Annotated in this window: 24 protein-coding genes; 12 read left to right on the forward strand and 12 right to left on the reverse strand. The window is 69.4% G+C overall.

The genetic code is table 11. The features are described 5' to 3' along the window. Nucleotides 1-180: 180 nt before the first annotated feature. Nucleotides 181-858, reverse strand: coding sequence for a GntR family transcriptional regulator (locus D456_RS0115405; RefSeq protein WP_017577079.1), 678 nt, complete (start codon nt 856-858; stop codon nt 181-183). A 735-nt stretch (nt 859-1,593) separates the two neighbouring features. Between D456_RS0115405 and D456_RS0115410 the strand changes: the two genes are divergently transcribed. Both D456_RS0115410 and D456_RS0115415 read left to right on the forward strand, forming a co-directional pair. Beyond that, nucleotides 1,594-2,355, forward strand: a complete 762-nt coding sequence (locus tag D456_RS0115410; RefSeq protein WP_026115917.1) for a phosphatase PAP2 family protein — start codon at nt 1,594-1,596, stop codon at nt 2,353-2,355. A gap of 118 nt (nt 2,356-2,473) precedes the next feature. Further along, the gene (locus tag D456_RS0115415; RefSeq protein WP_017577082.1) at nt 2,474-4,540 is read left to right on the forward strand and encodes a heavy metal translocating P-type ATPase; all 2,067 of its coding nucleotides are present in this window, start codon (nt 2,474-2,476) and stop codon (nt 4,538-4,540) included. Nucleotides 4,541-4,694: 154 nt separating this feature from the next. Here the strand turns inward: D456_RS0115415 and D456_RS0115420 are convergent, their stop codons facing one another. Genes D456_RS0115420 through D456_RS0115440 form a run of 5 tightly spaced genes read right to left on the reverse strand, consistent with a single transcriptional unit; the run spans nt 4,695 to nt 8,776 of the window. Continuing rightward, entirely contained in the window at nt 4,695-5,492 is a 798-nt protein-coding gene (locus tag D456_RS0115420) for a VTC domain-containing protein (RefSeq protein WP_017577083.1), read from the reverse strand. Next, the gene (locus D456_RS0115425; RefSeq protein WP_373295722.1) at nt 5,489-6,136 is read right to left on the reverse strand and encodes a DUF4956 domain-containing protein; all 648 of its coding nucleotides are present in this window, start codon (nt 6,134-6,136) and stop codon (nt 5,489-5,491) included. Before D456_RS0115425 ends, D456_RS0115420 begins: the two co-directional genes overlap by 4 nt. A 42-nt stretch (nt 6,137-6,178) precedes the next feature. Beyond that, nucleotides 6,179-6,838: a response regulator transcription factor gene (locus tag D456_RS0115430; RefSeq protein ID WP_017577085.1), complete on the reverse strand. Its 660-nt coding sequence runs from the start codon at nt 6,836-6,838 to the stop codon at nt 6,179-6,181. Further along, nucleotides 6,835-8,445: a sensor histidine kinase gene (locus D456_RS0115435; RefSeq protein WP_017577086.1), complete on the reverse strand. Its 1,611-nt coding sequence runs from the start codon at nt 8,443-8,445 to the stop codon at nt 6,835-6,837. Before D456_RS0115435 ends, D456_RS0115430 begins: the two co-directional genes overlap by 4 nt. Continuing rightward, nucleotides 8,435-8,776, reverse strand: a complete 342-nt coding sequence (locus D456_RS0115440; protein WP_017577087.1) for a hypothetical protein — start codon at nt 8,774-8,776, stop codon at nt 8,435-8,437. The genes D456_RS0115435 and D456_RS0115440 overlap by 11 nt, the downstream gene beginning before the upstream one ends. Nucleotides 8,777-10,076: 1,300 nt before the next feature. On the opposite strand from D456_RS0115440, the gene D456_RS0115445 reads away from it, so the two are divergent. The 6 genes from D456_RS0115445 (at nt 10,077) to D456_RS0115470 (ending at nt 15,649) form a co-directional block, all read left to right on the forward strand. Beyond that, nucleotides 10,077-11,075, forward strand: a complete 999-nt coding sequence (locus D456_RS0115445) for a dihydroxyacetone kinase subunit DhaK (RefSeq protein WP_026115918.1) — start codon at nt 10,077-10,079, stop codon at nt 11,073-11,075. A gap of 32 nt (nt 11,076-11,107) precedes the next feature. Next, on the forward strand, nt 11,108-11,737 hold the full coding sequence (dhaL, locus tag D456_RS0115450; RefSeq protein ID WP_017577089.1) for a dihydroxyacetone kinase subunit DhaL: 630 nt from the start codon (nt 11,108-11,110) through the stop codon (nt 11,735-11,737). A gap of 107 nt (nt 11,738-11,844) precedes the next feature. Continuing rightward, nucleotides 11,845-13,020, forward strand: a complete 1,176-nt coding sequence (locus tag D456_RS0115455; RefSeq protein WP_026115919.1) for a DUF418 domain-containing protein — start codon at nt 11,845-11,847, stop codon at nt 13,018-13,020. Nucleotides 13,021-13,140: 120 nt separating this feature from the next. Beyond that, on the forward strand, nt 13,141-13,959 hold the full coding sequence (locus D456_RS0115460) for a L,D-transpeptidase family protein (RefSeq protein WP_026115920.1): 819 nt from the start codon (nt 13,141-13,143) through the stop codon (nt 13,957-13,959). A gap of 130 nt (nt 13,960-14,089) precedes the next feature. Beyond that, nucleotides 14,090-14,911 (forward strand): hypothetical protein, encoded by an 822-nt coding sequence (locus D456_RS0115465; protein ID WP_026115921.1) that lies wholly within the window; start codon nt 14,090-14,092, stop codon nt 14,909-14,911. Nucleotides 14,912-15,298: 387 nt separating this feature from the next. Continuing rightward, complete coding sequence (locus D456_RS0115470) at nt 15,299-15,649, forward strand: hypothetical protein (protein ID WP_017577093.1); 351 nt, start codon at nt 15,299-15,301, stop codon at nt 15,647-15,649. A 24-nt stretch (nt 15,650-15,673) separates the two neighbouring features. On the opposite strand, the gene D456_RS0115475 is transcribed toward D456_RS0115470, so the two are convergent. The 4 genes from D456_RS0115475 to D456_RS0115490 form a co-directional block, all read right to left on the reverse strand. Continuing rightward, on the reverse strand, nt 15,674-16,111 hold the full coding sequence (locus D456_RS0115475) for a thioesterase family protein (protein WP_017577094.1): 438 nt from the start codon (nt 16,109-16,111) through the stop codon (nt 15,674-15,676). Then, entirely contained in the window at nt 16,108-17,094 is a 987-nt protein-coding gene (locus D456_RS0115480) for a 3-hydroxyacyl-CoA dehydrogenase NAD-binding domain-containing protein (RefSeq protein WP_017577095.1), read from the reverse strand. The genes D456_RS0115475 and D456_RS0115480 overlap by 4 nt, the downstream gene beginning before the upstream one ends. 29 nt (nt 17,095-17,123) lie before the next feature. Then, nucleotides 17,124-18,026: a BKACE family enzyme gene (locus D456_RS0115485; RefSeq protein WP_017577096.1), complete on the reverse strand. Its 903-nt coding sequence runs from the start codon at nt 18,024-18,026 to the stop codon at nt 17,124-17,126. A 79-nt stretch (nt 18,027-18,105) separates the two neighbouring features. After that, entirely contained in the window at nt 18,106-18,990 is an 885-nt protein-coding gene (locus D456_RS0115490) for a TetR/AcrR family transcriptional regulator (protein ID WP_017577097.1), read from the reverse strand. Between the two features lie 261 nt (nt 18,991-19,251). Here D456_RS0115490 and D456_RS0115495 point away from each other — a divergent pair, with 261 nt between their 5' ends. From D456_RS0115495 to D456_RS0115510, 4 genes are all read left to right on the forward strand, one after another. Beyond that, nucleotides 19,252-20,922, forward strand: coding sequence for a BCCT family transporter (locus D456_RS0115495; protein ID WP_275040489.1), 1,671 nt, complete (start codon nt 19,252-19,254; stop codon nt 20,920-20,922). A gap of 134 nt (nt 20,923-21,056) precedes the next feature. Next, nucleotides 21,057-21,587, forward strand: coding sequence for a PadR family transcriptional regulator (locus D456_RS0115500; RefSeq protein WP_017577099.1), 531 nt, complete (start codon nt 21,057-21,059; stop codon nt 21,585-21,587). Beyond that, nucleotides 21,584-22,306 carry an ABC transporter ATP-binding protein gene (locus D456_RS0115505; RefSeq protein WP_017577100.1) on the forward strand — a complete coding sequence of 241 codons (723 nt, stop codon included), beginning with the start codon at nt 21,584-21,586 and terminating at the stop codon, nt 22,304-22,306. The genes D456_RS0115500 and D456_RS0115505 overlap by 4 nt, the downstream gene beginning before the upstream one ends. A 68-nt stretch (nt 22,307-22,374) precedes the next feature. After that, nucleotides 22,375-24,657, forward strand: a complete 2,283-nt coding sequence (locus D456_RS0115510; protein WP_017577101.1) for an ABC transporter permease — start codon at nt 22,375-22,377, stop codon at nt 24,655-24,657. 46 nt (nt 24,658-24,703) lie between these two features. Here D456_RS0115510 and D456_RS0115515 read toward each other — a convergent pair whose 3' ends face one another. Then, nucleotides 24,704-25,381: a response regulator gene (locus D456_RS0115515; protein WP_040699444.1), complete on the reverse strand. Its 678-nt coding sequence runs from the start codon at nt 25,379-25,381 to the stop codon at nt 24,704-24,706. Then, a complete protein-coding gene (locus tag D456_RS0115520; RefSeq protein ID WP_017577103.1) occupies nt 25,378-26,553 on the reverse strand; it encodes a sensor histidine kinase in 1,176 nt (391 codons plus the stop codon). The genes D456_RS0115515 and D456_RS0115520 overlap by 4 nt, the downstream gene beginning before the upstream one ends. Between the last annotated feature and the right edge of the window lie 97 nt (nt 26,554-26,650).

Consider the following 26,650-nt stretch of genomic DNA (forward strand, 5'->3'; position numbering starts at 1 on the left):
GAGCGGACGCGGGTCGGTGTGCTGTTGTCTGACCGGACCCGTGCTCGCATTGCTTCCCGGTCTCCGGTGCCCTATGCCAATGTGATGTGTCGCGCACACTCTAATGATTGATCGATGATCGATCAATACAAGTTTACGGCAGATGGAACGATTTCGGGCTGATGAGCGCGGGTACCCGGTTCAGGGTGTCTTCTCCGTGGAGTGCACTGCGGCCTCGACGTAGTTGAGGACGTGGTCGCTGAGCATCTGGCCCACGGCCGGGTCGCGGGAACGGAAGGCCTCGGCGATCTGCGCGTGGTCGGCGGCCTTGGCGTGCAGCTCCATGTCGAGCCAGCGCACGGACAGGGCGGTCCACACCTCCACGCCCAGCGACTCCCAGGTGTGCATGAGCACGCTGTTGTCGGCGGCCCGTACGACTTCGCGGTGGAACTCGACGCTGTGCCGGATCTGCTCGGCGACGTCCCCGCGTGCCGTGGCCCGTTGCAGCGCCTCCACCTCGCGCTCGAGCGCCGAGGGGTCCTCGGCGAGAGGGTCGGCGGCCAACTGTGCGGCGACCAGCTCTAGACCGGCGCGCACGGGGTAGATCTCCGCCATGTCCTGTACACCGAAGGCGCGGACCCTCGCGCCCTTGTTCGGCACGGTCTCGATGAGGCGCAGAGTCTCCAGCTCGCGCAGCGCCTCACGGACCGGAGCCTGGCTGACCCTGAGTTCCGTGGCCACGCGGCGCTCGACGATGCGTTCCCCCGGTTTCCACCGGCCGGACAGCAGTCCCTCGACCAAGACCTGGCGGATCTGCTCCCGCAACGGCTCCCGGGCCAGTTTCGAGGGGTCGTCCGGCAACTGTGGGAGGTCGACCATCCAGGGCCCTTCTGTCGCGCGGCACGCCCGCGGGCCACGCGGGGGCCGGTTGGGTGAGTGTCGTACAAGCTCCCTGAAGAGTGCCACACGGTCGCGTGTCCAGGGGACGTCCGGGTGCAGGATTCTCACGGACGAATCACGGAAAGGTATCGTGATGGTCAATGCAGTGCCGTGCTTCGGCGCTTCACGGCCCGCCTGCAGGGATCGGCGGGCGGTACGTGACGCACGGCGCCGTCGCAGAACAGGGGTGTCCGGGTAGTCTCGGTCGTCGGCAATACCCACACAAAGCCGTGCGGAATGTGACCTACACAACGGCTGTGCAACAGGCGAGAACGTGTTGACCTGTGCATATGGCACCACGAGTGTGCCAGGTGCGCACGCGGGCGCGACTCGGCACCAGAGAAGAACCTCGCAGGGTCGGAAGGCAGAACGACCGGGCGCCGGAACCGACGTGAACCGGTCGCCGGACCCGGCCGTCGAAAGGAAGGGAGCGGGTCCTCGTCCCGCGCCCCCGCACAGTCGGCCCCGAGGATGTCAGACCAGGACCGTAAGCCGCGGCCGGCCCATCCCCCCACACGCCTGCGCCACAGGCCGGCCCACGACGTGTGAGACAGCACCGAGTACATGACGAACTCTTCGCGGACCCGACATACACGGTCCCCACAGCCCACCGGACGACACGACAAGGCGAGGCGCCGTCCCGCCCCCGGGCCCTACAGCGGCCCCATCCCGGTCGTGCGGACCACCGAGTTCGCCCCTGGGCCCCCGATCGTGCGCGCCGTCAAGTGGCCCAGCGTCAGTGAGATCGCCTGGAGCATGGCTTCGGACCGTACCGCGATCATCCTGGCCGTGGGGCTCATCGTCATGACGATGCTGGCCGCCGGCCCGCTGCATCCGGTGGACCACTTCCTCAACGACTTCCAGCGACCCGCCTACGACCTCCTGCGCGAGCCGCTCATCTACTCCCTGGACAACCTGGCCTCCCGTTACGTGGCCCTGCCGGTACTCGGGGTGGTGTCGCTCCAGCTGGCCTACTGGCACCGCAGCTGGCGGCCGATCGTGCTCAGCGCGGTCGGTGTCGTGGGCATGATGTCGATGGTGTCGGTGATGAAACTGGCGATCAGCCGCGGACACGCCAAGTACTCCGAGACGGAGTTCTTCTCGGGTGCGGGCAACGTCGCGTTCCCGTCCGGGCACGGCGCCAACGCCATCCTCATCTACGGCCTCGTACTGTTCCTCATCATCCGGTTCGGTGCGGCACGGCCGCACGTGATCCGGCGTCTGGCGTACACGATCGTGGTCATCGCCCTGATGCAGTCGACGGTCTCGATCTACCTGCACTTCCACTGGTTCTCCGACCTGGTCACCGGTATGTTCGCCGGTGGTCTGGCCCTGCGGTTGACCATCCGGCTGGACCGGATGATCCCGCACGGGCGCACCGTGGAATGGTGGCCCTGGTACGGGCGCAGGCCCGAGGCGGAGGAACAGGCCGCCTGACCTGTGAAGATCCCGGGACGGGCGTCCGCCGGAGTGTTCCGGCGGGCGCCCTTCTCATGAATCGGTTCTGTTTCCTCCAGGCCCCTGAGAGCCGTGGTCTCCGGGTAGGGGGACACCTATGAGCGCAAGCGACCATGAGGCACACACGACCCACGAGCGGACCGACCACGACCACAGCCACGGAGGGAACGGGGGGCACGGGAATCACGGGGGTCACGACCACGGCGACCACGCGGCCGTGTTCCGTGTGCGGTTCTGGTGGAGCCTCGTACTCTCCCTGCCCGTCGTCCTCGCCAGCCCGATGGTGGCCGGATGGTTCGGCTACGAGGTCCCCGACGCATTGACCTGGGTGCCGGCGGTCCTGGGTACCGTCGTCTACCTCTACGGCGGTTGGCCCTTCCTCTCCGGGGCAGGGCCCGAACTCCAGGACCGCAGGCCCGGGATGATGACCCTGGTCGCGATGGCCGTCACCGTCGCCTTCGTCTCCAGCCTGCTCGCGAGCCTCGGGATCGTCGGCACACAGCTCGACTTCTGGTGGGAACTGGCCCTGCTGGTCGTCGTCATGCTGCTCGGCCACTGGGTGGAGATGCGGGCGCTCGGCCAGGCCTCCGGAGCGCTGGAGGCCCTCGCAGCGCTCCTGCCCGACCGGGCCGAGCGCTTCACCGACGACGGTGAGGTGGCCGAGGTCGCCGCCGGCGACCTGCGTGCGGGCGATACCGTCCTGGTGCGCTCCGGCGGCCGGGTCCCCGCCGACGGCACCGTGGTCAGCGGGCGGGCCGCCTTCGACGAGTCCATGATCACCGGCGAGTCCGCCACAGCCACCCGCACCGACGGCGACCGGGTCGTGGCCGGCACGGTCGCCACCGACTCCTCCGTACGCGTGCGCGTCGACGCCGTCGGCGAGGACACCACCCTCGCCGGGATCCAACGCCTGGTCACCCAGGCCCAGGAATCACGTTCGCGCTCCCAGGCCCTGGCCGACCGCGCCGCCGCACTCCTGTTCTGGTTCGCCCTGGGCGCAGCCGTCATCACCGCGGCGGTGTGGACCGTCCTCGGCGATCCCGGATCGGCAGTCGAACGCACCGTGACCGTGCTCGTCATCGCCTGCCCTCACGCTCTGGGGCTGGCGATCCCGCTGGTCACCGCCATCTCCACGACCATGTCCGCGCGCAACGGGATCCTGGTCAAGGACCGCCTGACCCTCGAACGCACCCGCGTGGTCGACACCGTGCTCTTCGACAAGACCGGAACACTCACCAAGGGCACCCCGGCCGTCACCGGGACCGCTGCCGTGGCCGCGAGCTCCGAGGACACCGTCCTCGCCCTGGCCGGGGCGGTCGAGTCCGATTCTGAGCACCCGCTGGCCCGGGCCGTGGTCCGCGCCGCCGCCGAAGTGGCAGATGTGCCGCGTGCGAACGGGTTCGAGTCCTTGCCCGGGAAGGGGGTACGCGCCGCTGTCGACGGGCGCACCGTTCAGGTGGGCGGCCCGGCGCTGCTGGAGTCCCTGGGCCTCTCGGAACCCGCCGACCTGGCCGAACGGACCGGATCCTGGCGTTCGCAGGGCTCCACCGTGCTGCACGTGATCGACGGCGACACCGTCGTTGGCGCTCTGTCGCTGGCCGACGAGGAACGAGCGGAATCGGCCGCAGCGGTCCGGCAGCTCCACGGCCAAGGGGTTCGGGTCGCCATGGTCACCGGAGACGCCCGCAATGTCGCCGACGCGGTCGCCGCCCGCCTGGGCCTGGACGAGGTCTTCGCCCAGGTCCTGCCCGACCAGAAGGACGCGGTCGTCCGCGACCTGCAGGAACGCGGAAACCGGGTCGCCATGGTCGGAGACGGGGTCAACGACGCCCCCGCGCTGGCCCGCGCCGATGTCGGTATCGCGATCGGCGCAGGAACCGACGTGGCCATCGAGTCGGCGGGGATCGTGCTGGCCTCCGACGACCCGCGCGGGGTCCTGTCGGTCCGGGTCCTCTCCCGGGCCGGTTACCGCAAGATGGTGCAGAACCTGCTGTGGGCGGCCGGGTACAACGTCCTCGCCGTGCCGCTGGCCGCCGGTGTCCTCGCCCCGATCGGCCTTGTGCTCGCGCCCGCCGTCGGCGCGGTGCTCATGAGCCTGTCCACGATCATCGTGGCGCTCAACGCACAACTCCTGCGCCGGGTGGATCTGAGACCGACCGACTGATCGGCGCCGCTCGGGCGTGATCCGGCGCTCAGCGGGAAGACCGTTGCCGTCGCGGGTGTGGCCTTTCGTGGCGGGAGGCGGCCCTGCGGCCGGGCCACCGTCCCGAACGGATACGGGACGGTGGCCCTCCTGCGAATACAGGGTGGACGATGTTTCACGTGAAACACGGCCGGGCCCGGAGGACGCTCCGCTCCAGACAGGCGCTCGATGCTCGGATCCACCGGTTCCCGCTCAGCTGCGGCACCAACGAGACGAGGGTCGCCGCGTATTTGCTGAAGGTCACCTCCCGGAACCCGTGAGCGTGCAGGCGCCGCTCGGTCGGGGTGAACCCGCCGCGTGTCTTGACCTCCAGCAACACCAGATCGGGACGCATACGTACCTCGCGTCCGTCGCGGCGGCCCACCAGCTCGGTGTCCAGGGTCAGGCGTTCGGTGCCCGAGGGGCTGACCAGGGTGGAGCGTCGGTAGTCGGTCACCGCGCTGGGCGCCAGTACCGGCGGTGCCACCAGCCCGTACCCCTCCAGGGTCGAGTCCAAAAAGGCCCGGGAAGCGCGGGGCAGCACGTGCGACGGCCCCTCGTGGCCGATCCGTACCTTGTCGGTGAGGCCCCGATTCCCCTTGAGCTTGACCTCGAACAGCCGGGTGCCGGTGTCGACGTAGGTGCGTACGCGCGCCTTGTACCGGCGCCGCCGCCCCTGCCGGTGGGCACGGAAACTCCCCAGCTCGGGGGTGTCGAAGTAGGTGGAGGAGTAACGGAAGGAGTCCCGCCCCCCGATGGTCAGTACCCCCAGCCGCTCACCGGGCACGGCCAGGATCCCGGACAGGATCCCGGACAGGATCTGCGCCGGCACCAGGTACTTGCGGCAGACCCGGGTGACCAGGCGGGCGCGGACATTGAGCTCCTCGAGTGACACCGGGGTGGGGGAGAGCTCCCTGACGAGGCCGGTACTCATCGCCCACCCATCCACGCCGGGAGCGAGAAGGCCGTGTTCTGGCCGCCCGAGGCGGCCGTCGGCGACGGCCCGGATTCGTGGTAACGCACGTCCAGGACCATCATGTCGCGTACGTAGTCGACCTCCTGGACGAGCACGCGCCGAACCCGTCCGCGCAGCCGCTGTTCCAGTTCCCGGCGCAGATCCGCCTCCTCCTCGTGCACGACGTCGAGGGTCAGGAGCGTGCGACGCGAGCGCGACAGCAGGCCCGGGTGGTCGGCCACGTACATCACGCCGAGCAGGAGCGCGTTGAGACCGAGCATCGTCCAGGGTGCGGGAGCCGCCACAGCGTTGACCAGGCCGAGGGCGATCGCGGTGAAGTAGTAACCGATCTCGCCCTGGCTGATCGTGTCCGAGCGCAGCCGCAGGATCGACAGCACACCGAACAGCCCGAAACCGACCGCGAGACCGACCTCCTTCGTGGTCAGCATCGCAACGACGGAGAAGATGCCCACGTTCAGCGCCGCATAGGCGAGCACGAGGTCCCGGCGACCGTGGCGGCGGAAGTAGAGGACGTAGGAGAGAACGAAGATCGCGGCCAGATCGACCGCCAGGGCGAACCACAACATGGTGACCATCCTGTGCAGCCCGGGTGAGTCGCCCATGAGGTCCACATGAAGGGTCGTTCATCTTCCGGGGCGCAGTGCTCACCCGGTCAGCCGGTACCCCATGCCGCGCACGGTGCGGATACGTTCGGCACCGACCTTGCGCCGTAGTGCCCGCACGAACACGTCCACCACGTTCGAACCCGGATCGTGGTCGTAACCCCACACGTGCGAGAGCACCTGTTGCCGCGAGAGCACCTGCCCCTCGTGCCGCATGAGCAGTTCCAGCAATGCGAACTCCCGCGCCGTCAGATCCACGGTCGAGCCTTCCACGGAGACCCGGCGGGTCCGCAGGTCCAGGGAGAGCCCGCCCGCGTCGAGGACGGTGAGGTCGGCGGTGCGTTCGGTGCGCATACGCAGGCGCACGCGGGCGAGCAGCTCCTCGAACCGGAACGGTTTGGTGACGTAGTCGTCGGCGCCGATCTCCAGGCCCGTCACGGTGTCGTGCACCCCGTCGCGGGCGGTCAGGATCACCACCGGCACGTCCACCCCCAACTTCCGGATGCGCCGGAGCACGTCGAAGCCGTCGGTGTCGGGCAGACCGAGATCGAGCAGCACCAGGTCGAAACCGCCGGTCACGGTGTAATCGACGGCCTCCGCCCCGGTGCCCACCACGGTCGTGGTGAACCCGCCGGCGGTCAGGCCCTTACGGACGAACGAAGCGATACGTTCCTCGTCCTCCACGATGAGGATCCGGCTCACGTGGTCTCCTTTCCTGACGGCGTGCGGGGTACGACCAGGGTGAACGTCGAACCCGCCCCGGGCGTCGACCGCAGGTCCACACGTCCGTGATGAGCCTCGGCGATGGCACGCACGATGGCCAGACCGAGACCCGCGCCGCGCTCGGCCCGGGAGGTGCCGTTCCCGCGCGAGAACCGCTGGAAGACACGGCCGTGCTCGGCGGGCGGGATGCCGGGGCCGTCGTCGGTGATCCAGAACAGAGCCGCGTCCCGGTGCACGGCCGACCCGAGGCGGATCGTGCCCCCGGTGCGGGTGTGGTGCACCGCGTTGGCGGCCAGCTGCACCATCGCCTGGGTGACGCGTTGAGGATCCAGTTTCCAGGAGGCGTCGCCGATCGCCTCCAGACGCCAGTCGCGTTCGCCCAACCCGCGCACCTTTGCGTCGATGTTGCTGGTCAGCTCCGCCAACGACACCGTCGACGGGTGGACGAAGTGGGGCTGCTGCGCCTTGGCGAGCAACAGCAGGTCCTCGACGATACGGCCCATGCGGTCGAGCTCGTCGGTGACCAGCCGCACCACCTCACGGCGTTCCTCCGGGTCGTCGCCCATGAGCTCCAGATGGCCGCGCACGATCGTGATGGGTGTACGCAGCTCGTGCCCGGCGTCGTCGACGAAACGCCGCTGTTCGGTGAAGGCGCCCTCCAAACGGTCCAACATGCTGTTGAACTGCTCGGCGAGCGCGGCGATGTCGTCGCGGCCCCCGGAAACGTCGATACGCCGGGTCAGGTCCTCCTCGGTGATCTGGGCGGCCGCACGCCGCACCTGCAGCGCTGGGAGGAGGATGCGCCCGGCCACCCACCACGCGGCGGTGGCGGCGCAGGCCAGGCCCAGCAGGCTCACCAGCATGACGGTGAACATGGTGGAGGCGACGGCCCCGCTGTCCTCGGCGGTGAAGTAACCGATGACGAACCAGCCCGCGGAGCCGTCCTGGCCGTCGGGCAGGCGCACCCGGATCTTCTCCCACCGGACCGGGCCCTCCTCGGTGTCGAGGGTGCCGCGGGCATCGGGTGAGTCCAGGATCTGCCCGGTCGCCTCCGGGTCGGCCGACAGGTCCAGCCGGGGTTCGGAGCCCTGCCGGAACCTTCCGGAGCCGTCCCCGGGGTCCGGCGTGCTGCCTCCGCCCGGGGGCGCGGAGGGCTCGTCCACCCGGCCGAAGAGGATCTCGTGGTCGGCGGGGTACTGGTGCGCCAGGTGCACCCGGATGAGCTCACCGACGTCGGTGAAGGGCTCCCCGGTCCCGGGATCCACACCGACCGCCGCGAACTCCTGGAACTCGCCGATCTCCTGCGACAGCGCCTGGTCGACCTGCTCATTGTCACGGGCCGTCAGAGCGCTCCAGGTGATGAGGTTGACCAGCACCAGCACGAGTCCCATGAGGGAGGACACCCACGCGGTGATGACGAGCCGGGCCGAGACCCGCCGGCGCCGGGGAGGCTCGGGCATCGGCTCGCGCATGACGATCGTCGGGTACAGCAGGGTGTGTCCCGAACCCCGGTCCGGAACGACGTCCGGGTGTGCGCCGAGGTCCTGGGTGGTGTCATTGGGCCCGCGGGGTCCCTCAGTCGTCATCGTCGTCCTCGTCGCAGTCGACCTCGCCGGGGGTGTTCGGGGCCGGCGTGTGACTCGGCTCGGCCTCGGGTGTCTTCGTCTCCTCGTCGTCGTGCACCCCGTCGCCGTCACGGTCCACGACCGGGGGCGGGGGCGTCACGGTGTCCTCCTCCGAGGGCGGGGCCGGCGTGGCGTCCGGGGACTCACCGACCACCACCTCCACCGGCGGGGAAACCCGCGTCTCCCCGTTCCACAGGACCCAGACCATGGCCCCGGCGGCCAGCGCTGCCAGGACCCCGGCGGCCAGAGCGGCCAGCGCACCGGCGACGGCGAGGACGAACGGAGATCTCATGGCCCGGATTCTCCCGGACGAAGACACACACAGGATGAAACGCACATGAAGAACGCTTCATCTTCGTCGGGGTTCACCGGGCCGGACATCACGGGGCCGTCCACCCTCGTCCCCACCCACAAGAAACAGGCCAGAGACAGAAGCGAACCTCCGCCCCAGGGGGTCTCCGTGCTCAACCACGTGAGGGGCCGAGCCCCAGCGCACGTGCACGGTGCAAGACCTCCCCCGCCACAAGAAATCCAGATGCTCAGCCACACAAAGGGCCGAGCCCCAGCGCACGTACACGGTGCAAGGGCTCCCCTCCCCCATAAGCGACAGGTCTGCTCAGCCACAGTCGGCGCGCGGTGCGTCGCCCCTTGGCCGAAGTCCCCCATGCGCGTTCCGCGTGGTGGTCTCCCGAGCCCTCCTTACGCGGTCTCTGGACGCCCGGAGCCCCTCGACCACCAACGCACGGGGGACGCGTGAGCCCGCGCCGTGCCCTTGAGCTCGGCCGGGGCAAGGCCCCTCCCCACAAGAGGGGGAGAAGGCCTGCGCAGAGCCGCACGTCAGGGGGTGTGGACCCCGGCCACAGACGAAGCCCGGCCCCAGGAACGGGGCACGGGACCGCAGACGTAAAACCACGAACACACCCTGAAAAAAGAAGAAGAGTCTGAAGGGAGGGAGGCCTTGCACCGTGCAGGTGCGCTGGGGCTCGGCTCTTTGTGTGGTTGAGCGCGGACACCCCCTGGGGCGGGGGCCTGTTTCTGTCTCTTCCCTTTCCTTGGGGGAGGGGCCTTCCCCCGGTTGAGCCCAAAGACACGGTGCGGGCTCACGCGCTTCTGTGCCCACATGGCTGGTGGGCTCCGGGCGTCCAGAGACCGCGTAAGGATGGCATGTGAGGCCACCGCGTGGTACGCGCGGAGACTCCGGGGTTTCTGTGGCACCGGGGGCGCGCACCCCGCGAAGACTGTGGCTGAGCAGGCCTGTCTCCCGTGGGAAGGGGAGACCCAGCACCGTGCACCTGCGCTGGGGCCCAGCCCCTCATGTGGCTGAGCACATCGGTTTCTTATGGCCGGGGAGGCCCAGCACCGTGCATGTGCTCTGGGGCCCAGCCCTTCACGTGGCTGAGCACTCTGTTCCGTGTGGCGGGGGAGACCTTGCACCGTGCTCGTGTTTTGGGACGAAGCCTCTTGTGCGGTTGAGCGGGCCTGTTTTCTGTGGATGCAGGTCCCGCTCCCGGGGTGCGTTCCCGTGGTGGACGGTCGGGTATCCACTGGGTGTCCGGGCCACCACGGCCACGACCCAGGAAGGAGGCGCGAGGATGGGCAGATTCGTCATGAACGCGCGTGAGAACTTGGTGCAGCAGGCGTTGGAGGGGCTGGAGGTCTCCGACGGCGATCTGGTCCGCCTCAACCGTGACCCGGATTTCGTCACCCGGGCCGAACCCGCGCGGGACGAGGTCGCGGTGGTCTCCGGTGGCGGATCGGGGCACGAGCCGCTGCACACCGGTTTCGTGGGCCGGGGCATGCTCCACGCTGCCGTCCCCGGTGACGTCTTCGCCAGCCCGACAGCGCTCCAGGTGCGGGCCGCCATCGAGGCCACCGACACCGGGCGGGGCACCGTCCTGATCATCAAGAACTACACGGGCGACGTGCTCAACTTCTCCATCGCCGCCGACCTGCTCTCGAACACGCACACGGTGGAGACCGTGCTGGTCGACGACGACCTCGCCACCAGCAGCGAGGAGGAGGGCGGTCCGGGGCGGCGCGGTACCGCAGCGGTCGTCGTCACGGAGAAGGTCTGCGGCGCCGCCGCCGCCGAGGCGGGCGCCTCCGTCGACCGGGTCCGTGACCTGGGCCGGAAGGTCGTCTCGCGCTCGGCGACCCTCGGGATGTCCTTCCGGGCGCCCACCAACCCGCTCACCGGGCTGCGCTCCTTCGAGTTGGAGGAGGGCGAGGTCGAGTTCGGTGTCGGTATCCACGGCGAACGCGGCATCGAGACCCGCCGTCCCTCCGGTGAGGCCGCCGACCTCGTGGAGAGCCTGGCCTCGCCGCTGGTGGAGGCCCTCGGGCTCGACCGCGGGGCACCGGTCCTGGCGGTCGTCAACGGGCTCGGCGCCACCCACGGCCTCGAACTGTCGGTGGCCGCGTTCGAGCTCCGCCGCTTCCTGGAGGGCAAGGGTCTGAGCCTGGAACGCACCCTGGTCGGCCCCTACGTGACCTCGCTCGACATGAAGGGTTTCTCCATCACACTCACCGCCCTCGACGACGAGCTGACCGAACTCTGGGACGCACCGGTGCACACGCCGGCCCTGCGCTGACCCCCACGTGCACGACGGGAAGAGGGAACACCATGACCGACACAGGTGACACGGCCCGGTTGAGCGGACCCGACGCGAGAGCGTGGTTCCTCGCCTTCGCCGACCGGATCTCCCGGGGCGCCGACGACCTCACCGACCTCGACCGCAGGGCCGGCGACGGTGATTTCGGCTGGAACATCGACACGTCCCTCGGCCGGGCGCGCTCGGCCCTGCAGGACATCGACGCCGTCCATCCGGCCGAGGTCTTCGGGACGGTCTCCGACACCTTCCTCGCCTCCGGCGGTACCAGCGGCCCCCTGTTCGGGCTCTGGTTCGGCCGTGTGGCCCACGGGCCCGAGGAGCCCTGGACCGTCGCCGACCTGGCGATGGCCTTCGACACCGCCACGGCCGCGGTCCAACGGCTCGGTGGTGCGCAGGTCGGACAGAAGACCATGGTCGATGCGATGGCCCCGGCGGTGCAGGCCCTCGCCGGGACCGCGCGGCCGGGGTGGCGCGAGGCACTCGGGGAAGCGGCCGAGGCCGCATCCGCGGGGGCCGACTCCACCGGCGGGATGGTCGCCCGCAAGGGCCGCGCCAGTTACCTGGGCGAACGTGCCGCCGACGTGGTCGACCCCGGCGCCCTGTCCATCGCCTGGTTCTTCGCGAGCGCCGCCGACGTGTGAGCCGGGCACGCCGAACTCGGCCGGACGGATGACCGATCGGCCGATCCGTGTCCGGGACCGTCCGCGGGATCCTGGCCTCCGACCCCGAAACACCGGAGGAGACCCAGATGTCCACACCGGACACCCGGACACGGAGGGAACGTGTGCTCGCGCCCGATCTCGCGCGCGGGTTCATGCTGTTGCTCATCGCCATGGCCTACGCCGGGGTGTACGTCGGCGTCGGGTTCGGCACCGACGTCTCGGGGGAGGGCTTCCTCGACCGGACCGCCTCCGCAGTGACCCACCTGCTGCTCGACAACCGTGCCTTCCCGATGTTCGCGATCCTCTTCGGGTACGGGATGGCGTGGATGGTGAGCCGTCAGACCGGACGCGGTACCGACGACCGCGAGATCCGCCGCTTGTTGCGCCGCCGCGGATGGTTCCTGCTGCTCTTCGGCTTCGTGCACGCCCTGTTCGTCTTCCCCGGGGAGATCCTCACCTCCTACGGTCTGGCCGCCCTGGTCACCGGGTGGCTGCTGTTGCGCTCGAACCGGGCGATCGTGCGTGCCGCCGTGGTCTTCGCGGTGTTCTACGTGGTGACCGTGCCCCTCGGCATGATCGGGATGCAGGCAGCGATGCAGATGGAGGGCGCTGGGGCCTCTTTCGCCGTCCCCGGTTACCTCACCGCGCAGGACTGGGTGGAGCGGTTCGTCGGCCTGCCCTTCGGTCCGGTGTTCCTGGCGGTGACCTACCCGCTGTTCCTGTTGGTCGTGATCGGGTTCCGGGCCGGGCGTGCCCGCATCTTCGACGACCCGCAGGCGCACCGCCGGCTGTTGGTCCGTGTCGCTGTCGTGGGCATCGCGGTGTCGGTGGCCGGGGCGCTGCCCTCCGCCCTCATGGCGCTCGGTGCCATGGAGCCCGGCGTGGTCGAGGGTGGTCTGCTGCTCGGCCTGCAGGTGCTGACCGGGGTGGCCGGAGGTGCCGGGTACGCGGCCGCGTTCACCCTGCTCGCGATCGTCCTGGAACGCCGCAAGGGGCCCCTCACTCGGGCGGTCGCAGCGATGGGGCAGCGTTCGTTGACGTTCTACATCCTGAACTCGGTGCTGGTCGCGGTGGTCCTGCAGCCCGACCTCGTGGGTCTCGGAACCACGCTGGGCGGGTTCGGTGCGCTGGTCACGGCGGTCCTGGTCTGGGGTGTGTCCCTGGCCCTGGCCACCTGGCTGGACCGCACCGGGCGTCCCGGGCCGTTGGACGCCCTCATGCGCAGGTGTGTGTACGCGGGACGCACGCGCGCAGGCAGGTGAGGGCGGTGCGGACCGGTCGGGTGCCGTGCTCGTGGGCGGCACGGCACCTGGTTCCGGTGGCGGACGTTCGTCCCCGTTTCTCTCTCCCCCGGGGGACATGGATCCGATGTTCGGGGCACAATGGAACATATGGCTACCCCCGTGTCACCCCCCGCAAGGATCCCCGCCAGTTTCTCCGCCCGATCCGCCCTGATCGCCGTGGCCACCGCCGGTGTCCTCGCGGTCGGTACGGCCCTGGTTCCCGCCCCTGCCCCCGCCACCGCCGCCCCGTCGGCCCCGGCCGTTTCGGCCCCGAGCACAGGGGCCCCGGCACCCGCCGCCCCGGCCGAGACCGGCGTCACCGAGGACCTGCGTTCCGGTGACAGCGGCTCCCAGGTCACCGCGCTCCAGGAACGCCTGTCCGAACTGGGTTACTGGGTCGGTGCTGTCGACGGCGAGTTCGGTCTGCACACCGAGCACGCCGTGATCGCTCTCCAGAAGGCCGCCGGTATCGGCCGCGACGGCATCGTCGGTCCCAACACCCGCGAGGCGCTCGACGAAGGCGCGGTGCCCTCGGCGACCACGTCCGAGGGCTCGGTCGTGGAGATCGACCTCGACAACCAGCTGCTCCTGGTCGTCTCCGACGGCGAGGTGCAGTCGACCATCCACACCTCCACCGGTTCCGGTGACACCTACGAGGGCGATGACGGCAGCGAGCGCATCGCCACCACCCCCACCGGCACCTACCAGGTCTTCCGCGAGGTCGACTCCTGGGACCCGGGCCCCTACGGCGCGCTGTACAAGCCCAAGTACTTCAACGGCGGAATCGCTGTGCACGGTTACCCGAGTGTGCCCGCCCAGCCCGCCTCCAAGGGCTGTGCCCGAGTGAGTCTGGGCGCGATGGACTGGCTCTGGGACAACGGACACCTGGACGTCCACACCACCGTCGTCGTGCACTGACCCGTACAGGCCCACGGACACAGGACCGGCCGGGGCCGGGGGCGAGCTCGCCCCCGGCCCCGGCCGTGCGTGGGGGTCGGGGAGGATGGGTCCGGCGGGCGGAGGAACCGCTCGGGGAAGAGGAGTGCCGTTGCCGTTCCGTATTGCGACCCGGCCCGGGCGTGCAGACCGGGCGAACGAGGACTTCGCGGCCGCGACCGACCGCACCGCCGTCGTGCTCGACGGTGTGAGCGCACAACCCGGCAACGGGTGCGTGCACGGTGTGGCCTGGTACACCCGCCGGCTCGGAGGACTGCTGCTGGCCGGAGCCGACTCCGGTGCCCCGCTGCGCACCGCCCTGGCCGAGGCGATCGGGGCGGCATCCTCCCTGCACGCCGACGACTGCGACCTCACCCTGCAGGAGACCCCTTCAGCCACCGTGGTCGTGGCCCGGACGGTGGGTGCCCACCTGGAGTACCTGGTGCTCTCGGACTCGGTGCTGGTCGTGTCCGATCCGTCGGGCGTACGCCTGTTGGCCGAGACCCGACTGGAGCAAGTGCGCGACCAGCTGGCCCGCGTTCCCTACGGGAGCGCTGCGGACACCCCGGAACGCGACGAGGAGGAGCGCCGCCGCCGCGACGCCGTACGTGCCCGCCGTAACGTCGCCGGCGGGTTCTGGACGGCCGGCGCCGACCCGCGTGCGGCCGATGCCGCCCTCGTCGGGTCGATACCGTTGGAGCACGTGCGGGGATGGGCGGCGATGACCGACGGGGCCTCACGCGCCGTCGACGTGTTCGGTGCCCACGACTGGTCCTCCGCGGTCGACCTGGCGTTGAACCACGGACCACTCGCACTGATCGAGCAGGTCAGGGCTTTGGAAACGGCCGATCCGGACGGAGACGGTTTCCCGCGGGGCAAGAGTAGCGACGACGCGACCGTTCTGACCTGGACCCCAGATTTCGGTCGAAGTTGAAAACCCTATTCCGGTCAGCGATTTATCGCTGCCTGACAACGCGATCCGCAGAAGACCCGTCCTACGGAAACAGCGGGGGCGGATCGCGGTCCCTCGGGCATTTCTCCCGGTAGTCGCACCCTCACAGGGTGATCGGGGCCGACGCCGAACATGAATTACTCATGCTTTCCCTCCCCTTGCGGGGCCGGGTTCCCGCGTACAGAGAGGCTTAAGCTTTCGCGGGTCGGTATCGTCCGGTAGATTTCTCTCAAGACGAACAGTCGGGGATCTTCTTCATCTCGTTCGGTCCACCCCGCTCCAGGCGAGCCTCTCGCCCCAGCGCACCCGCCGGAACACGGTCGGAAGCGCCGCCGAAACCCGGAGTAGTTTCGTGAAGGGAGCTTTCTCTTGTCCGCCACGGGCGTCCTCGAACCGACAGGGCCGAACCGTTCCCTGTCCGCCGGGACCTGCCCCGATCCCTTGCACGCACGCACCCCCGCGGAGTTCACGCGGACGATGCGGAGCTTCCTCACCCGGATCGGGGGCCTCTCCTACCAGGAGCTCGAATACCGTAGCGGGGGCACGGTGAGCGCCCGCGCTTTCCGTGGGGCGCTCGAGAGCGACCACCTGCCCCGCTACGTCATGCTGCTCGCCTTCGTCACCGCCTGTGTCGGTGCGAACGAGCCCGTGTGCCAACGCTGGATCGCCGCCTGGCGCGCCTTGCGCCACGAGACCGACGGCCGGTTCTTCGCGGGCTGACCGGCCGCGACGGCACGAGCGGCCTCAGCCCGAGATGGCACGGCCTGCGTAGTCGGGGACCTCTTCCACCTCGGCGGCGAGCGAGGCGGCCACATCCTTGGGGAACGCGACCGCGCGACCCTGCTGCTGGTCGACGTGCAGCGCCATGATCTCCTCGGTGGCCACCAGCGCACCGTCCACCCGCATCTCGTGGCACAGCCGCAGTTTCTTACTGCCCGCGCCCACGACCCGGGTCAGGACCTGCAGCTCGACGTCCTCACGCACCTCGTCGAGGTAACGCACGTGAGCCTCCACCGTGTACAGCGAGCAGCCGGAACTCTTGCGGTACTCGGGGCCCAGCCCCACGTGGTCCATGAGCGCGTCCGTGGCGTGACCGAACACGAACACGTACCCGCCCTCGGTGAGGTGGCCGTTGTAGTCGATCCACTCCGGGCGCACCCGTTCGGTCAGTGTCGTGCTCATGCCTGCTTCCCCTGGTACTCAGCGGCTTCTTCGCGCTCGACCTCCTCCAGCGCCCGCATGATCGCGATCATGCGGCGGTCACGCTGGGCGATGAGCTCCGCCGTGGAACGGCCGTCCACGACCTCGTCGGTGCCCGCGACCATCCGGTCCCGCAGCTCCGTGGTGAGCTCTGGTGCCTCCAGACGGGTCCACGGCGCCTCGAGGGACGGGCCGAAATGGTCGAGCATGTGCGCCATCCCTCCTTCACCTCCGGCCAGGTGGAAGGTGGTGCACGGACCGTGGAAGGCCCAGCGCAGCCCCGGCCCGTCGGTCATGGCCCGGTCGATCTGCGCCACGGTCGCCTCGCCCTCGGCGACCATGTGCAGGGCCTCGCGCCAGGCGGCCTCCTGGATCCGGTTGCCGATGAACCCGGGCAGTTCCCGGTCCATGGTGATCACGGACTTACCGGCCAGACGGTAGAACTCCGAAGCCCAGTCCACGGCCCACTGTGCGCTCTTCTCACCGCCCACGACCTCGACCAGCGGCATGAGGTAGGGCGGGTTGAAGGGGTGCCCGACCACCAGACGGCTCGGGTCGGCCGCCTTCGCCTGCATTTCGGACATGCTGTATCCGGACGTGGAGGAGCCCACCACGACACCGTCGGGAAGGGCCGCGTCGATCTCCGCCAGCAGGTCCGTCTTGAGGTCCAGGCGCTCGGGCGCGCTCTCCTGGACGAAGTCGGCTTCGGCGACCGCCTCGGCCAACGTGGGGGCCACACGCAGGTGGTCCATGGACGCGCCCTCTGCCAGGCCGAGCCTCTCCAACGCCGGCCAGGCGGAGGCCACCAGTGAGCGCAGTTTCTCCTCGGCGCCGGGGGCGGGGTCCCAGGCCACCACCTGGTAACCGCGACCCAGGAAGTGGGCGACCCAGCCCCCGCCGATCACCCCGGCGCCGATGCAGGCGACCGTGCGCACGGACTCGGGTGAGGTCTTGGCGTGTGTCATGTCAGGCCTCTCTCGGTGCTTCGGTCGTCTCAGGCGTTCAGGCTGCGCAGGTTCAGCTGCTTGCGCGCCTCGCCCGGGGTGGCCACACGGGCGCCGAGCTGCTCGATGAGGTTCACGGCCTTCTCCGTGAGTTGGCCGTTCGTGGCCTTCACGCCCTTGCGCAGGTAGAGGTTGTCCTCCAGGCCCACACGGGCGTGGCCGCCCATGAGCACCGATTGCGCCACCCACGGCATCTGCTTGCGGCCGATGGAGAAGCTGGCCCACTGTGCGCCTCCCGGGAGCATGTTCACCATCGACTGCAGCACCGCCGGGTCGGACGGGGCGCCGTAGGGGATACCGGTGCACAGCTGGAACAGTGAGGGGTCGTCGATGAGGCCCTCGGCGTGCATCTGCTTGGCGAACCAGAGCTGGCCGGTGTCGAAGATCTCCAGCTCGGGGCGCACACCCAGTTCCTGGATCCGCTTCGCGCCGGCACGGAGCATGTCCGGGGTGGAGATGTAGACGTTGCTGCCGTCGCCGAAGTTGATGCTGCCGCAGTCGAGGGTGCAGATGTCGGGCAGGATCTGCTCGACGTGCGGGAGGCGGTCGAGCCCGTTGACCAGGTCGGTGCCCTCCTCGAACTTCAGCGGGTCCTCCTGGCCGATGACCAGGTCGCCGCCCATGCCCGCGGTCAGGTTGATGACCACGTCGACGCCGGTCTGGCGGATGCGGTCGACGACCTCGCGGTAGAGGGCGTTGTCGCGCGAGGGCGCGCCCGTCTCGGGGTCGCGCACGTGGATGTGCACCACGCTCGCCCCGGCCTCGGCCGCCTCGACCGCCGAAGCGGCGATCTGCGCGGGGGTCACCGGCACGTGTTCGCTGCGGCCCACGGTGTCACCGGCCCCGGTCAGGGCCGTTGTGAGGATGACGTTGTTGTTCATGGTGTCGCTCACGACGGGTCTCGCCTTTCTCTGCGGCGTCGAGGATCGCACCCGGTCGGGATCGCCGCCGGGTTCCGGTTCTGCAGGGGTGCTACACGCTCTTCAGGACGTCGCGTTCGATGAGCTCGTGGAGAGTGCGTCGCATGTGGTCGACGGAACGGCCGGGCATACCGGTCATGACCTGGATGCCCATGCCGTCGATGAGTGCGGTCAGCCTCCTGGTCATCTCCTCGACGTCGAAGCCGGCGAAGACCCCGCGTTCGTGTCCCTCGGAGAGGGTGCGTGCGATGGTCTCGTGCCAACGCCGGTAGGAGTCGGCGTGGATCTCACGCATGTTCGGGTCGAGCGCCGCCGAGGTCCACACCTGCATCCAGATCGACCACTCCAGCCGCAGCCTCTCGGAGTTCGGGAGCTGGAGTTCGATCAGGTTGAGCAGGCGTTCGTGGATGTCCTCGATCTCGTGCAGCCCGGCGACCTGTCGGTCGAAAGCCTGTTTGACCGAGTGGCGCAGTGCGTCCTCGAGCAGGTGGTTCAGGGTGGGGAAGTGGTAGTGGACGGCCGCGTTGGAGGTCCCGCACGCCCGTGCCACGTGGGCCACTCGTACCGAGTGGAAACCGTGCTCGGCGATGAGGGTCCACGCGGCTTCGATGATCTGCAGTCTTCGGTTGTGTTCCTTGGCCGCCAGAGGGCGGCCGACCGGGCCCTCCGGTGGGGGAGCCACCGCGGAGTCCCGTGGGGCCGCCGCGACGGTGACGGCGTCGTCGTCGCCGTTGAGCAGCCAGTTCACGGTCACCCCGGCCTCGGTGGCGATGCCCGCCAGTTCCTCCGGGGCGAACCGCCGCCTGCCCGTCAGTGACTTGGACAGCTTGGTGGGGTCGATGTCGAGCCGGTCCGCGAACTCCCGCTGGGAGAACCCCGACCGGTGGATCGCCTCCCGGGCCCTGTCGCGCACATCGTCGGTTGCTTCGCCGTTCACGGCAGAGAACGTAGCAGCGCCATAGCGATTATCGCAACGTGAAGTCGTATGTTGATTCGTTATTCAGGTCGCTGTCGTGGCGGTGTCCTGTCGATGAAACCCCCTGTGGTTAGGGGATATCGCTCCATGGTCGGGGGTTGTTCGAGTGTTCAGGATCGCAACGATGCGCTTGCTGACTGGTTGATTAGTCAGTCGCAAGCAAGTAGCACTGGTGAAGTTGTGCTCCCGTCGTCGGAGGTGACTTGAATCATCCGTTGGAACATCGACCCCAAAGTTTTCTGGCCCTCACTGGTCCTCGTGATCGGCTTCACCGCACCGTTCGTGATCGCCCCCGAAACGGGTGAACGCCTACTCGGGAGTGTGCTGTCACAGCTCGAGTCGGGCTTCGGTTGGGTCTACATCTGGTTCGTCCTGGGCCTGGCCGGGCTGCTGCTCTGGCTCGCCTTCAGCCGCTTCGGCCACATCAAGATGGGCGAACCGGAGGACCGCCCCGAGTTCTCCACACCCACATGGCTGGCCATGCTCTTCACCGCCGCCATCGGCGGTGGCCTCATGTACTGGGGCATCAGCGAATGGGCGCACTACTACACCGACCCGCCCTACGGGCTCGAACCCCGCAGTACCGAGGCCGCGGAATGGTCCGCGACCTACCCTCTCTTCCACTGGGGACTGACCGCCTGGGCGGTCTTCTGCGTCCCCTCCCTGGCGCTCGCCTACGCCTACCACGTGCGCAAGGTGCGTCGGCTGCGGCTCAGCGAGGCCTGTCGCGGCGTACTCGGCGACCGTGTCGACGGCTGGGTGGGAAGCCTCATCGACGTCCTCTTCGTGCTCGGCATGATCGGCGCTGCCGGTACCTCGCTGGGCCTGGCCGTGCCCGCGATCTCCGAGGGTGCGTCCCGCATGTTCGGCATCGAGGCGACAGCCGGACTGAACACGGTGGTCATCGGCCTGTGGACCCTGTTGTTCGGCCTCAGCGTCTTCTTCGGCCTGCACCGCGGCCTCAAACGGTTGGCCAACCTCAACCTGTACCTGGCCACCGCCCTGGGGCTGCTCGTCCTCGTGCTGGGCCCCGCGGTGTTCATTCTGGACACCTTCACCAACAGTGTCGGCATGCTCGCGCAGAACATCGTGCGCATGAGCACCTACATGGACCCGGTCGGCGGTTCCGGCTTCGAGGAGACCTGGACGGTCTTCTACTGGGGTTGGTGGATCTCCTACGGGCCGTTCGTCGGCATGTTCTGCGCGAAGATCTCCAAGGGGCGCACCGTCCGCCAGATCATCATCGGCATGTGCGGGTTCGGCAGCCTCGGCTGCTGGCTGGCTTTCGCGCTGCTCGGCAATTCCGGCATGGCCTTCGAACTGGACGGGACCGCGCCCATCGCCGACACCCTCGAGACGGAGGGCGGCGTGCAGGCGATCTTCGTGACGCTCGAGGCGTTCCCGCTCAGCGGCCTCGTCACGGCGCTGTTCCTGGTGCTGTTGCTGCTCTTCCTGGCCACGACCCTGGACTCGTCCTCCTACATCATGGGTTCGGCCACCTCGAAGGACCTGCCCAACGAGGTCGAGCCGACCCGCGCCAACCGTGTGCTGTGGGCGCTGGTCCTGGCCACGGTGTCGGTCTCGGTGATGTCGGCCGGCGGTACGGACGCACTGCAGACCTTGTCGGTCGTGACGGCGTTCCCGCTGATCGCCGTCCTGGCCCTGGTCGCGGTCTCCCTCGTGCGCTGGCTGGACGGCCACGAGCGCTACACCGCAGCGGTCGCCGCGGACACCACGGAGGGGCACGCCCCCGCAGAGGAGGGCGACCCCGAGGCCGAGGGCCCGGGGATCACCGTCTCCGAGGACGGCGCACCGGAGGCCGTTGCCGCCGAGGACACCCCGGCACGGGACGACGACGGCCGAGGCCGGCCCTCGGCCGAACCGGTCACCTGACCCACTTCCCCCGCCGCCGGACGGGTATCCGGGACGGAGGGCGCCGGGCACGGTCCGGCGCCCTCCGTCGTGCGTGGAGGAGGGCCCCACACTGCTATGCACGGCGAGTATACTCACCATGTATAGTCGAAGGTATGTCTTCACTGGGACCCGCTTTCCTGGGGCTGCTCGAGACCCGACCCCAACACGGTTACGACCTCAAACGCGCCTACGACGAACATTTCGCCACCAAGAGCCCGCTCGCCTATGGACAGGTGTACGCGACCCTGTCCCGGCTCCTCAAGAACGGACTCGTCGAGGTCGCCGCCACCGAAACCGGCAGCGGTCCCGAACGCAAGCGCTACGCCGTCACCGACGCCGGCGTCACCGATGTCGAACAATGGCTCGGCCGCCCTGAGAGCCCCGAGCCCTATCTCCAGAGCACCCTCTACACCAAGGTCGTGCTCGCCCTGCTCACCGGCCGTCCCGCCGAGGAGATCCTCGACGTGCAGCGGGCCGAACACCTGCAGCAGATGCGCGCACTCACCCGTCGCAAGGCTGACGGCGACCTCGGGGACCAGCTGATCTGCGACCACGCGCTCTTCCATCTCGAGGCCGACCTGCGCTGGCTCGACCTCACCGCCGCACGCCTCGACGAGCTCTCCGGGGAGGTCCGCGACCGATGACACGGCCCACACCCAGTACGGACCCCGCCACCCCGGAGCAGCGGACGCCCCTGCTCGCGGCGTACGGGCTCAGAAAGTCCTTCGGACTCACACAGGCTCTGAGCACGGCATCCTTGAGCATGGAAGAGGGCGAGATCGTCGCGCTCATGGGGCCCTCCGGCTCCGGGAAATCGACCTTCCTGCACTGCCTCGCCGGTGTGGTCCGACCGGACGCCGGACGGGTCGACTACGCAGGGACCGACCTCGCCCGCGCCCCCGACGCCAGGCTCAGCGCGCTACGCCGCACCGAGTTCGGCTTCCTCTTCCAGTTCGGGCAGCTCGTACCGGAACTCTCCTGCCTGGAGAACGTCGCGCTCCCGCTCCGGTTGAACGGCCGACGGAGGCGCACGGCCGAACGCGAGGCCGCCCGGTTGATGGAACGCCTGGACGTGGGCGATGTGGCACGCAAACGCCCGGGGGAGTGCTCCGGTGGACAAGGACAGAGGGTCGCCGCGGCACGAGCGCTCGTCACCCGGCCCCGCGTGATCTTCGCTGACGAACCCACCGGATCCCTCGACTCGCTCAACGGTGAGAAGGTGCTGCGCCTGCTCACCGACACCGCACGCGAGAGCGGGGCCTCCGTACTGCTGGTGACACACGAGCCGCGTGTGGCCGCCTACTCCGACCGAGAGGTCGTCGTCCGCGACGGACGCACCCCCGAGATCGGGGGCGGCCGGTGAAGAGCTTCCGGGACACCCCGCCGCACGAAGGGAGTGCGCGCTCCCGGTCGTCGTGGTGGAACGAGTTGATGATCGGGGCCCGCCTTTCCGTGTCCGGGGGCAGGGAGAGCGCTGCGCGTACGCTGTTGACCGCTGTCGGCGTGGGGACCGCAACGGCGATGCTGCTTCTGGCTGCGTCGTTGCCGACGATTCTGGACGAGGCCGGGGAGCGTTCCAGCGGCCTCTCCTTCTTCAGGAACGCCGAGCACCCGCCACCCCCGCCCGGTGAGGAGACCGTGTTGCTCGGCTCCGCTCTGGCCAACGCCGACCACCGGGGCACACCGGTGACGGGCTGGGTGATCGAACCCGAGGGGGACCAGGCCCCCCTGCCGCCCGGTGTCGCGGGTTTTCCCGACCCCGGAGAGATGGTGGTCTCCCCGGCCCTGGCCGAACGCCTCGCCGATCCGGACAACGACCTCCTCCGACGTCGGCTCGACCACCCGGTGACGGGCCAGATCGGGGAAGAAGGTCTGAGCGGGCCCCACGAGCTCGTCTATTACCTCGGCCAGGAGGACATGGAGGCCGACAGAGCCGACACCGTTCGGATGGACGCATTCGTCGACGGCGAGCCCTACCGCCCGGACGATCCCGTCATTCTGCTCCTGGGCCTGGTCGGCACCGTCGTGATGGTCACCCCCGTGGTGGTCTTCCTCAGCGCCGCCGTACGTTTCGGTGGCCAGGCACGGGACCGCAGGTTGGCGGCCGTGCGGCTCGTGGGCGCCGACCGCGCGGCCACACGGAGGATCGCCGCCGGGGAGAGCCTGGCCGGTGTGCTGCTCGGGATGTTGCTCGGGGCAGGGTTCTTCGTCGTGGGGCGGCCGATCGTCGAGACGGTCCCCATCGACGACGGGGTGTTCGCTTCCGACGTGGTGCCCTCGCCGGCCCTGGCCGCCCTGGTGGTGTTCGTCGTTCCCCTGCTCGCTCTCTGGGTGATACTGGTCGCCGTGCGCGGTGCGGCCGCGGAACCCCTGGGTGTGGTGCGCCGTACCGAGCGCCGTCGGCCCCGCTCGTGGTGGCGGCTCCTCCTGCCGGCGCTCGGGGCCGTCCTGCTCTACGCCGGTCTCGGCCCTTACATGCTCGTGACCGGAGCGGTCAACTGGACGGTGCTGGTCGCGACCGGCCTTCTCGCTGTGCTCTTCGGAACCACGGCCGTGCTCCCGTGGCTGCTCGACAGGACCGTGCGGGTGCTGCCGTCGGTCCCGCTCTCCCTCCAGATAGCCGGACGGCGGCTGGCCGCCGATGGGGACGGGCCGACCAGAGCCGTGAACGGGATCGTCGTGACCGTGGCGGGAGCGATCGCGCTCATGACCCTGTTGAACGGGGCCGAGGCACACGACCGTGACGGCGCTCCCGAACAGGGGGCCCTGTCCGTCGGGGCGCGCACGGACGACGACCCCTATCAGCGGGTGGATCTGCGTAGGGAACCCCGGGTGGAGGACCCCGTGACCCTCTTCGAGAGCGAACCGGCGATCGACGAGGCCGTCGTCGTCCGCCGGATGTATGCGACGGCCGGTGACAACGGCGGTACACAGGTGCATATCGCCGACTGTGCTGCACTGGCACGGATCGCCGATCTGCCCCACTGTGCGCCCGGAGACGCCTTCGCCACCCGGGAAACCGAAGTAGAACCGGGGGATGTGACCGGGGTGACGAGTACCGAGCCCCCCTCGACCTGGACGATCCCCGAATACACGGAGCTGCCGTCCGGCGTGGCCGGGACGCGCTACGGCGAGAACAGCCTCCTGATCACACCCGAGGCCGCGGCGGGGGCCGAGGCCGTCGAGGAGATGCGGCGGGTCGTCCTCGTCCGCGTGAACGAGAAGACCCCCGAGGCCCGCGAACAGATCCTGGCTGCCGCCGCCGAGACCGACCCCACCGCACTCGTTGAGCCGACCCCCGCCCACGCCGACCACACCGCACTCGACACCATGAAGCTCATGCTGCTCGCGGGTGCGATCGCCTGCCTGGCCATGGTCGTGGCAGGGGTGACGGTCGGGACGGTCGAACAGATCAGGGAACGCCGCAGGGTCCACGCCGTGCTCACCGCGTTCGGGACACGGCGCACGACCCTCGTGGGAGCGGTGCTGTGGCAGACGACGGTACCGGTGGCGCTCGGTACCGCGATCGCGTTCGTGTTCGGTACCGCGCTGGGCGCGGTCCTGCTGCACGCGGTGGACCTGCCGCTGGCCTTCGACACCGCCGAGATCGTGGCCATCACGGCTGCGGGCGCCGGCGCGATCGCCCTGACGACCCTGCTCACGCTGCCCGTACTGCTGCGCACGATGCGCCCGGACGGCCTGCGTTCGGAGTAAGGACCGTGGCAGGGCCGTGGTGCAGAGGAGGGAGACCGACTGCGCTTCAGTCCTCCAGAAGGCCGGCTTCGTGGACGAGGATCGCGATCTGGACGCGGTTGTTGAAGCCCAGTGCGGCAAGGAGGCGGGAGGTGTGCGTCTTGACCGTGGACACACTGAAGTGGAGCCGCTGGGCGATCTCGGCGTTCGACAGCCCCCGGGCCACGGCGAGTGCGACCTCCTGCTCGCGCTCGCTGAGCCCGGCCAGCCGGTCGAGCGCATCCGTCCGGCGCTCGTCCTCCTCGGGTTCGGTGACGCGCGCGATCAGGCGCCGCGTCACCTCCGGAGACAGGACCGGCAGGCCGCGGGCGGCTTGCCGGACCGCGGTGACGATCTCCTCGGGAGGGGTGTCCTTGAGCAGGAACCCCGCGGCCCCTGCCCTCAGTGCGCCCAGGACGTAGTGGTCGGCGTCGAATGTGGTGAGCACGATGACCTGAGGCGGGTCGGGCCGGGCCCGCAGAGCCCGGGTCGCGGCGAGGCCGTCGAGCCGGCGCATCCGGATGTCCATGAGTACGATGTCGGGTTCGTGCAGATCGATCTGATCGAGGACCTCGCTGCCGTCAGCGGCCTCCGCCACCATCAACAGGTCCGGTGCGCCGCCGAGCATGATGCGCAACCCGGAACGCACAAGGGGATCGTCGTCCACGATGAGGACCTGGATCGTCTCAGGCGTGGTGCTGTTCATGGCGACCACGGCAGCCGTGCGCTCACGCGCCAGCCCCCCTCGTCCGTCGGGCCGTGCTCCAGGTGGCCGCGCAGCAGCGACACACGCTCGGAGAGGCCCAAGAGGCCCTGCTTCGAGCTCTGGGGTGCTTCCCCGGCCGTTGTGCGATCAGGGGGCGTGTTGGTCACGTCGACGCTCAGTCCTTCCTCGGGTGAACCGGACACCGCCACAAACACCTCGGTGCCGGGCGCGTGCTTGCGTGCATTGGTCAGTGCTTCCTGGGTGATCCGGTAGGCGGCGCGTGCCACCCGGTCCGGCGGGGCCTGCGGGATGTCGGTCTCCAGGGACACCGGTATCCCGGCCTGGCGAGTCTCCTCGATCAGGACGGGCAGGTCCTCCAGCGTGGGCTGAGGCAGCTCGCTGACCGGTGCACGTAGGACACCGACGACCTCGCGCAGGTCCTGGAGAGCCTGATGGGCGCCTTCACGGAGCACCGTCGTGGCGCTGACCAGGTCCTCGCGGGGCATGTCCGGCCGGTAGGACAGTGCACCGGCGTGCAGGCTGAGCAGGGACAGGCGGTGGCCCAGAATGTCGTGGATCTCGCGGGCCATCTCGTCCCTGGACTGGCGCTTGGCCAGTTCGGCACTACGACGCGTCTCGGCCTCGGCCTGCTCAGCGCGCTCGCGTAGCGATACCACGAGCTGCCTGCGGTGCTGCAGGTACAGGCCCCAGCCGACTGTGGCGGCCAGCAGGATCGCATTCTGGAAGACGGTCTCGGCCACGGAGTAACCGATGCGGAGCTCCGGGCGCAGGAGAGAGTGGGTGAAAGAGGCGACGACACCGCAACAGAGCAGGGTCAGGCAGATCTGGGGCGTGCGGCGTGTGCCGACGGTGAACATCGCCACCAGCATGGCTCCGACGACCATCTCCAGGTAGACCGAGAGCCCGATGAGGACCAGCGCCAGGCCGAGCGGCCATCGGCGGCGGAACCACAGCGCGATGCAGGCAAGCAGTCCGACGGCCTGGTCGAGGTTGAACAGCCAGACGGGGATGGTGCTGGCGGTGTGGGGATCCTCCACCCGGAGCCCGGAGACCAGCACACCGTACGCGGCGGCAGCGATGAACAGCCCTGTGTCGACGACCCAGTCCCTGGGGGTGCGACGGGGCGGATCCGTGCTGTCGGTGTGCTTCATCGCATTCAAACTACCCGGGACAGCCCCCTCTGACCATCGACTGTCGGACGGACCGGTACGAAAGTCGTGAGGGCGTCCGGGGCTCTCGTACTTTCGT

The sequence above is a fragment of the Nocardiopsis kunsanensis DSM 44524 genome (assembly GCF_000340965.1).
Taxonomy (GTDB): Bacteria; Actinomycetota; Actinomycetes; order Streptosporangiales; family Streptosporangiaceae; genus Nocardiopsis; species Nocardiopsis kunsanensis.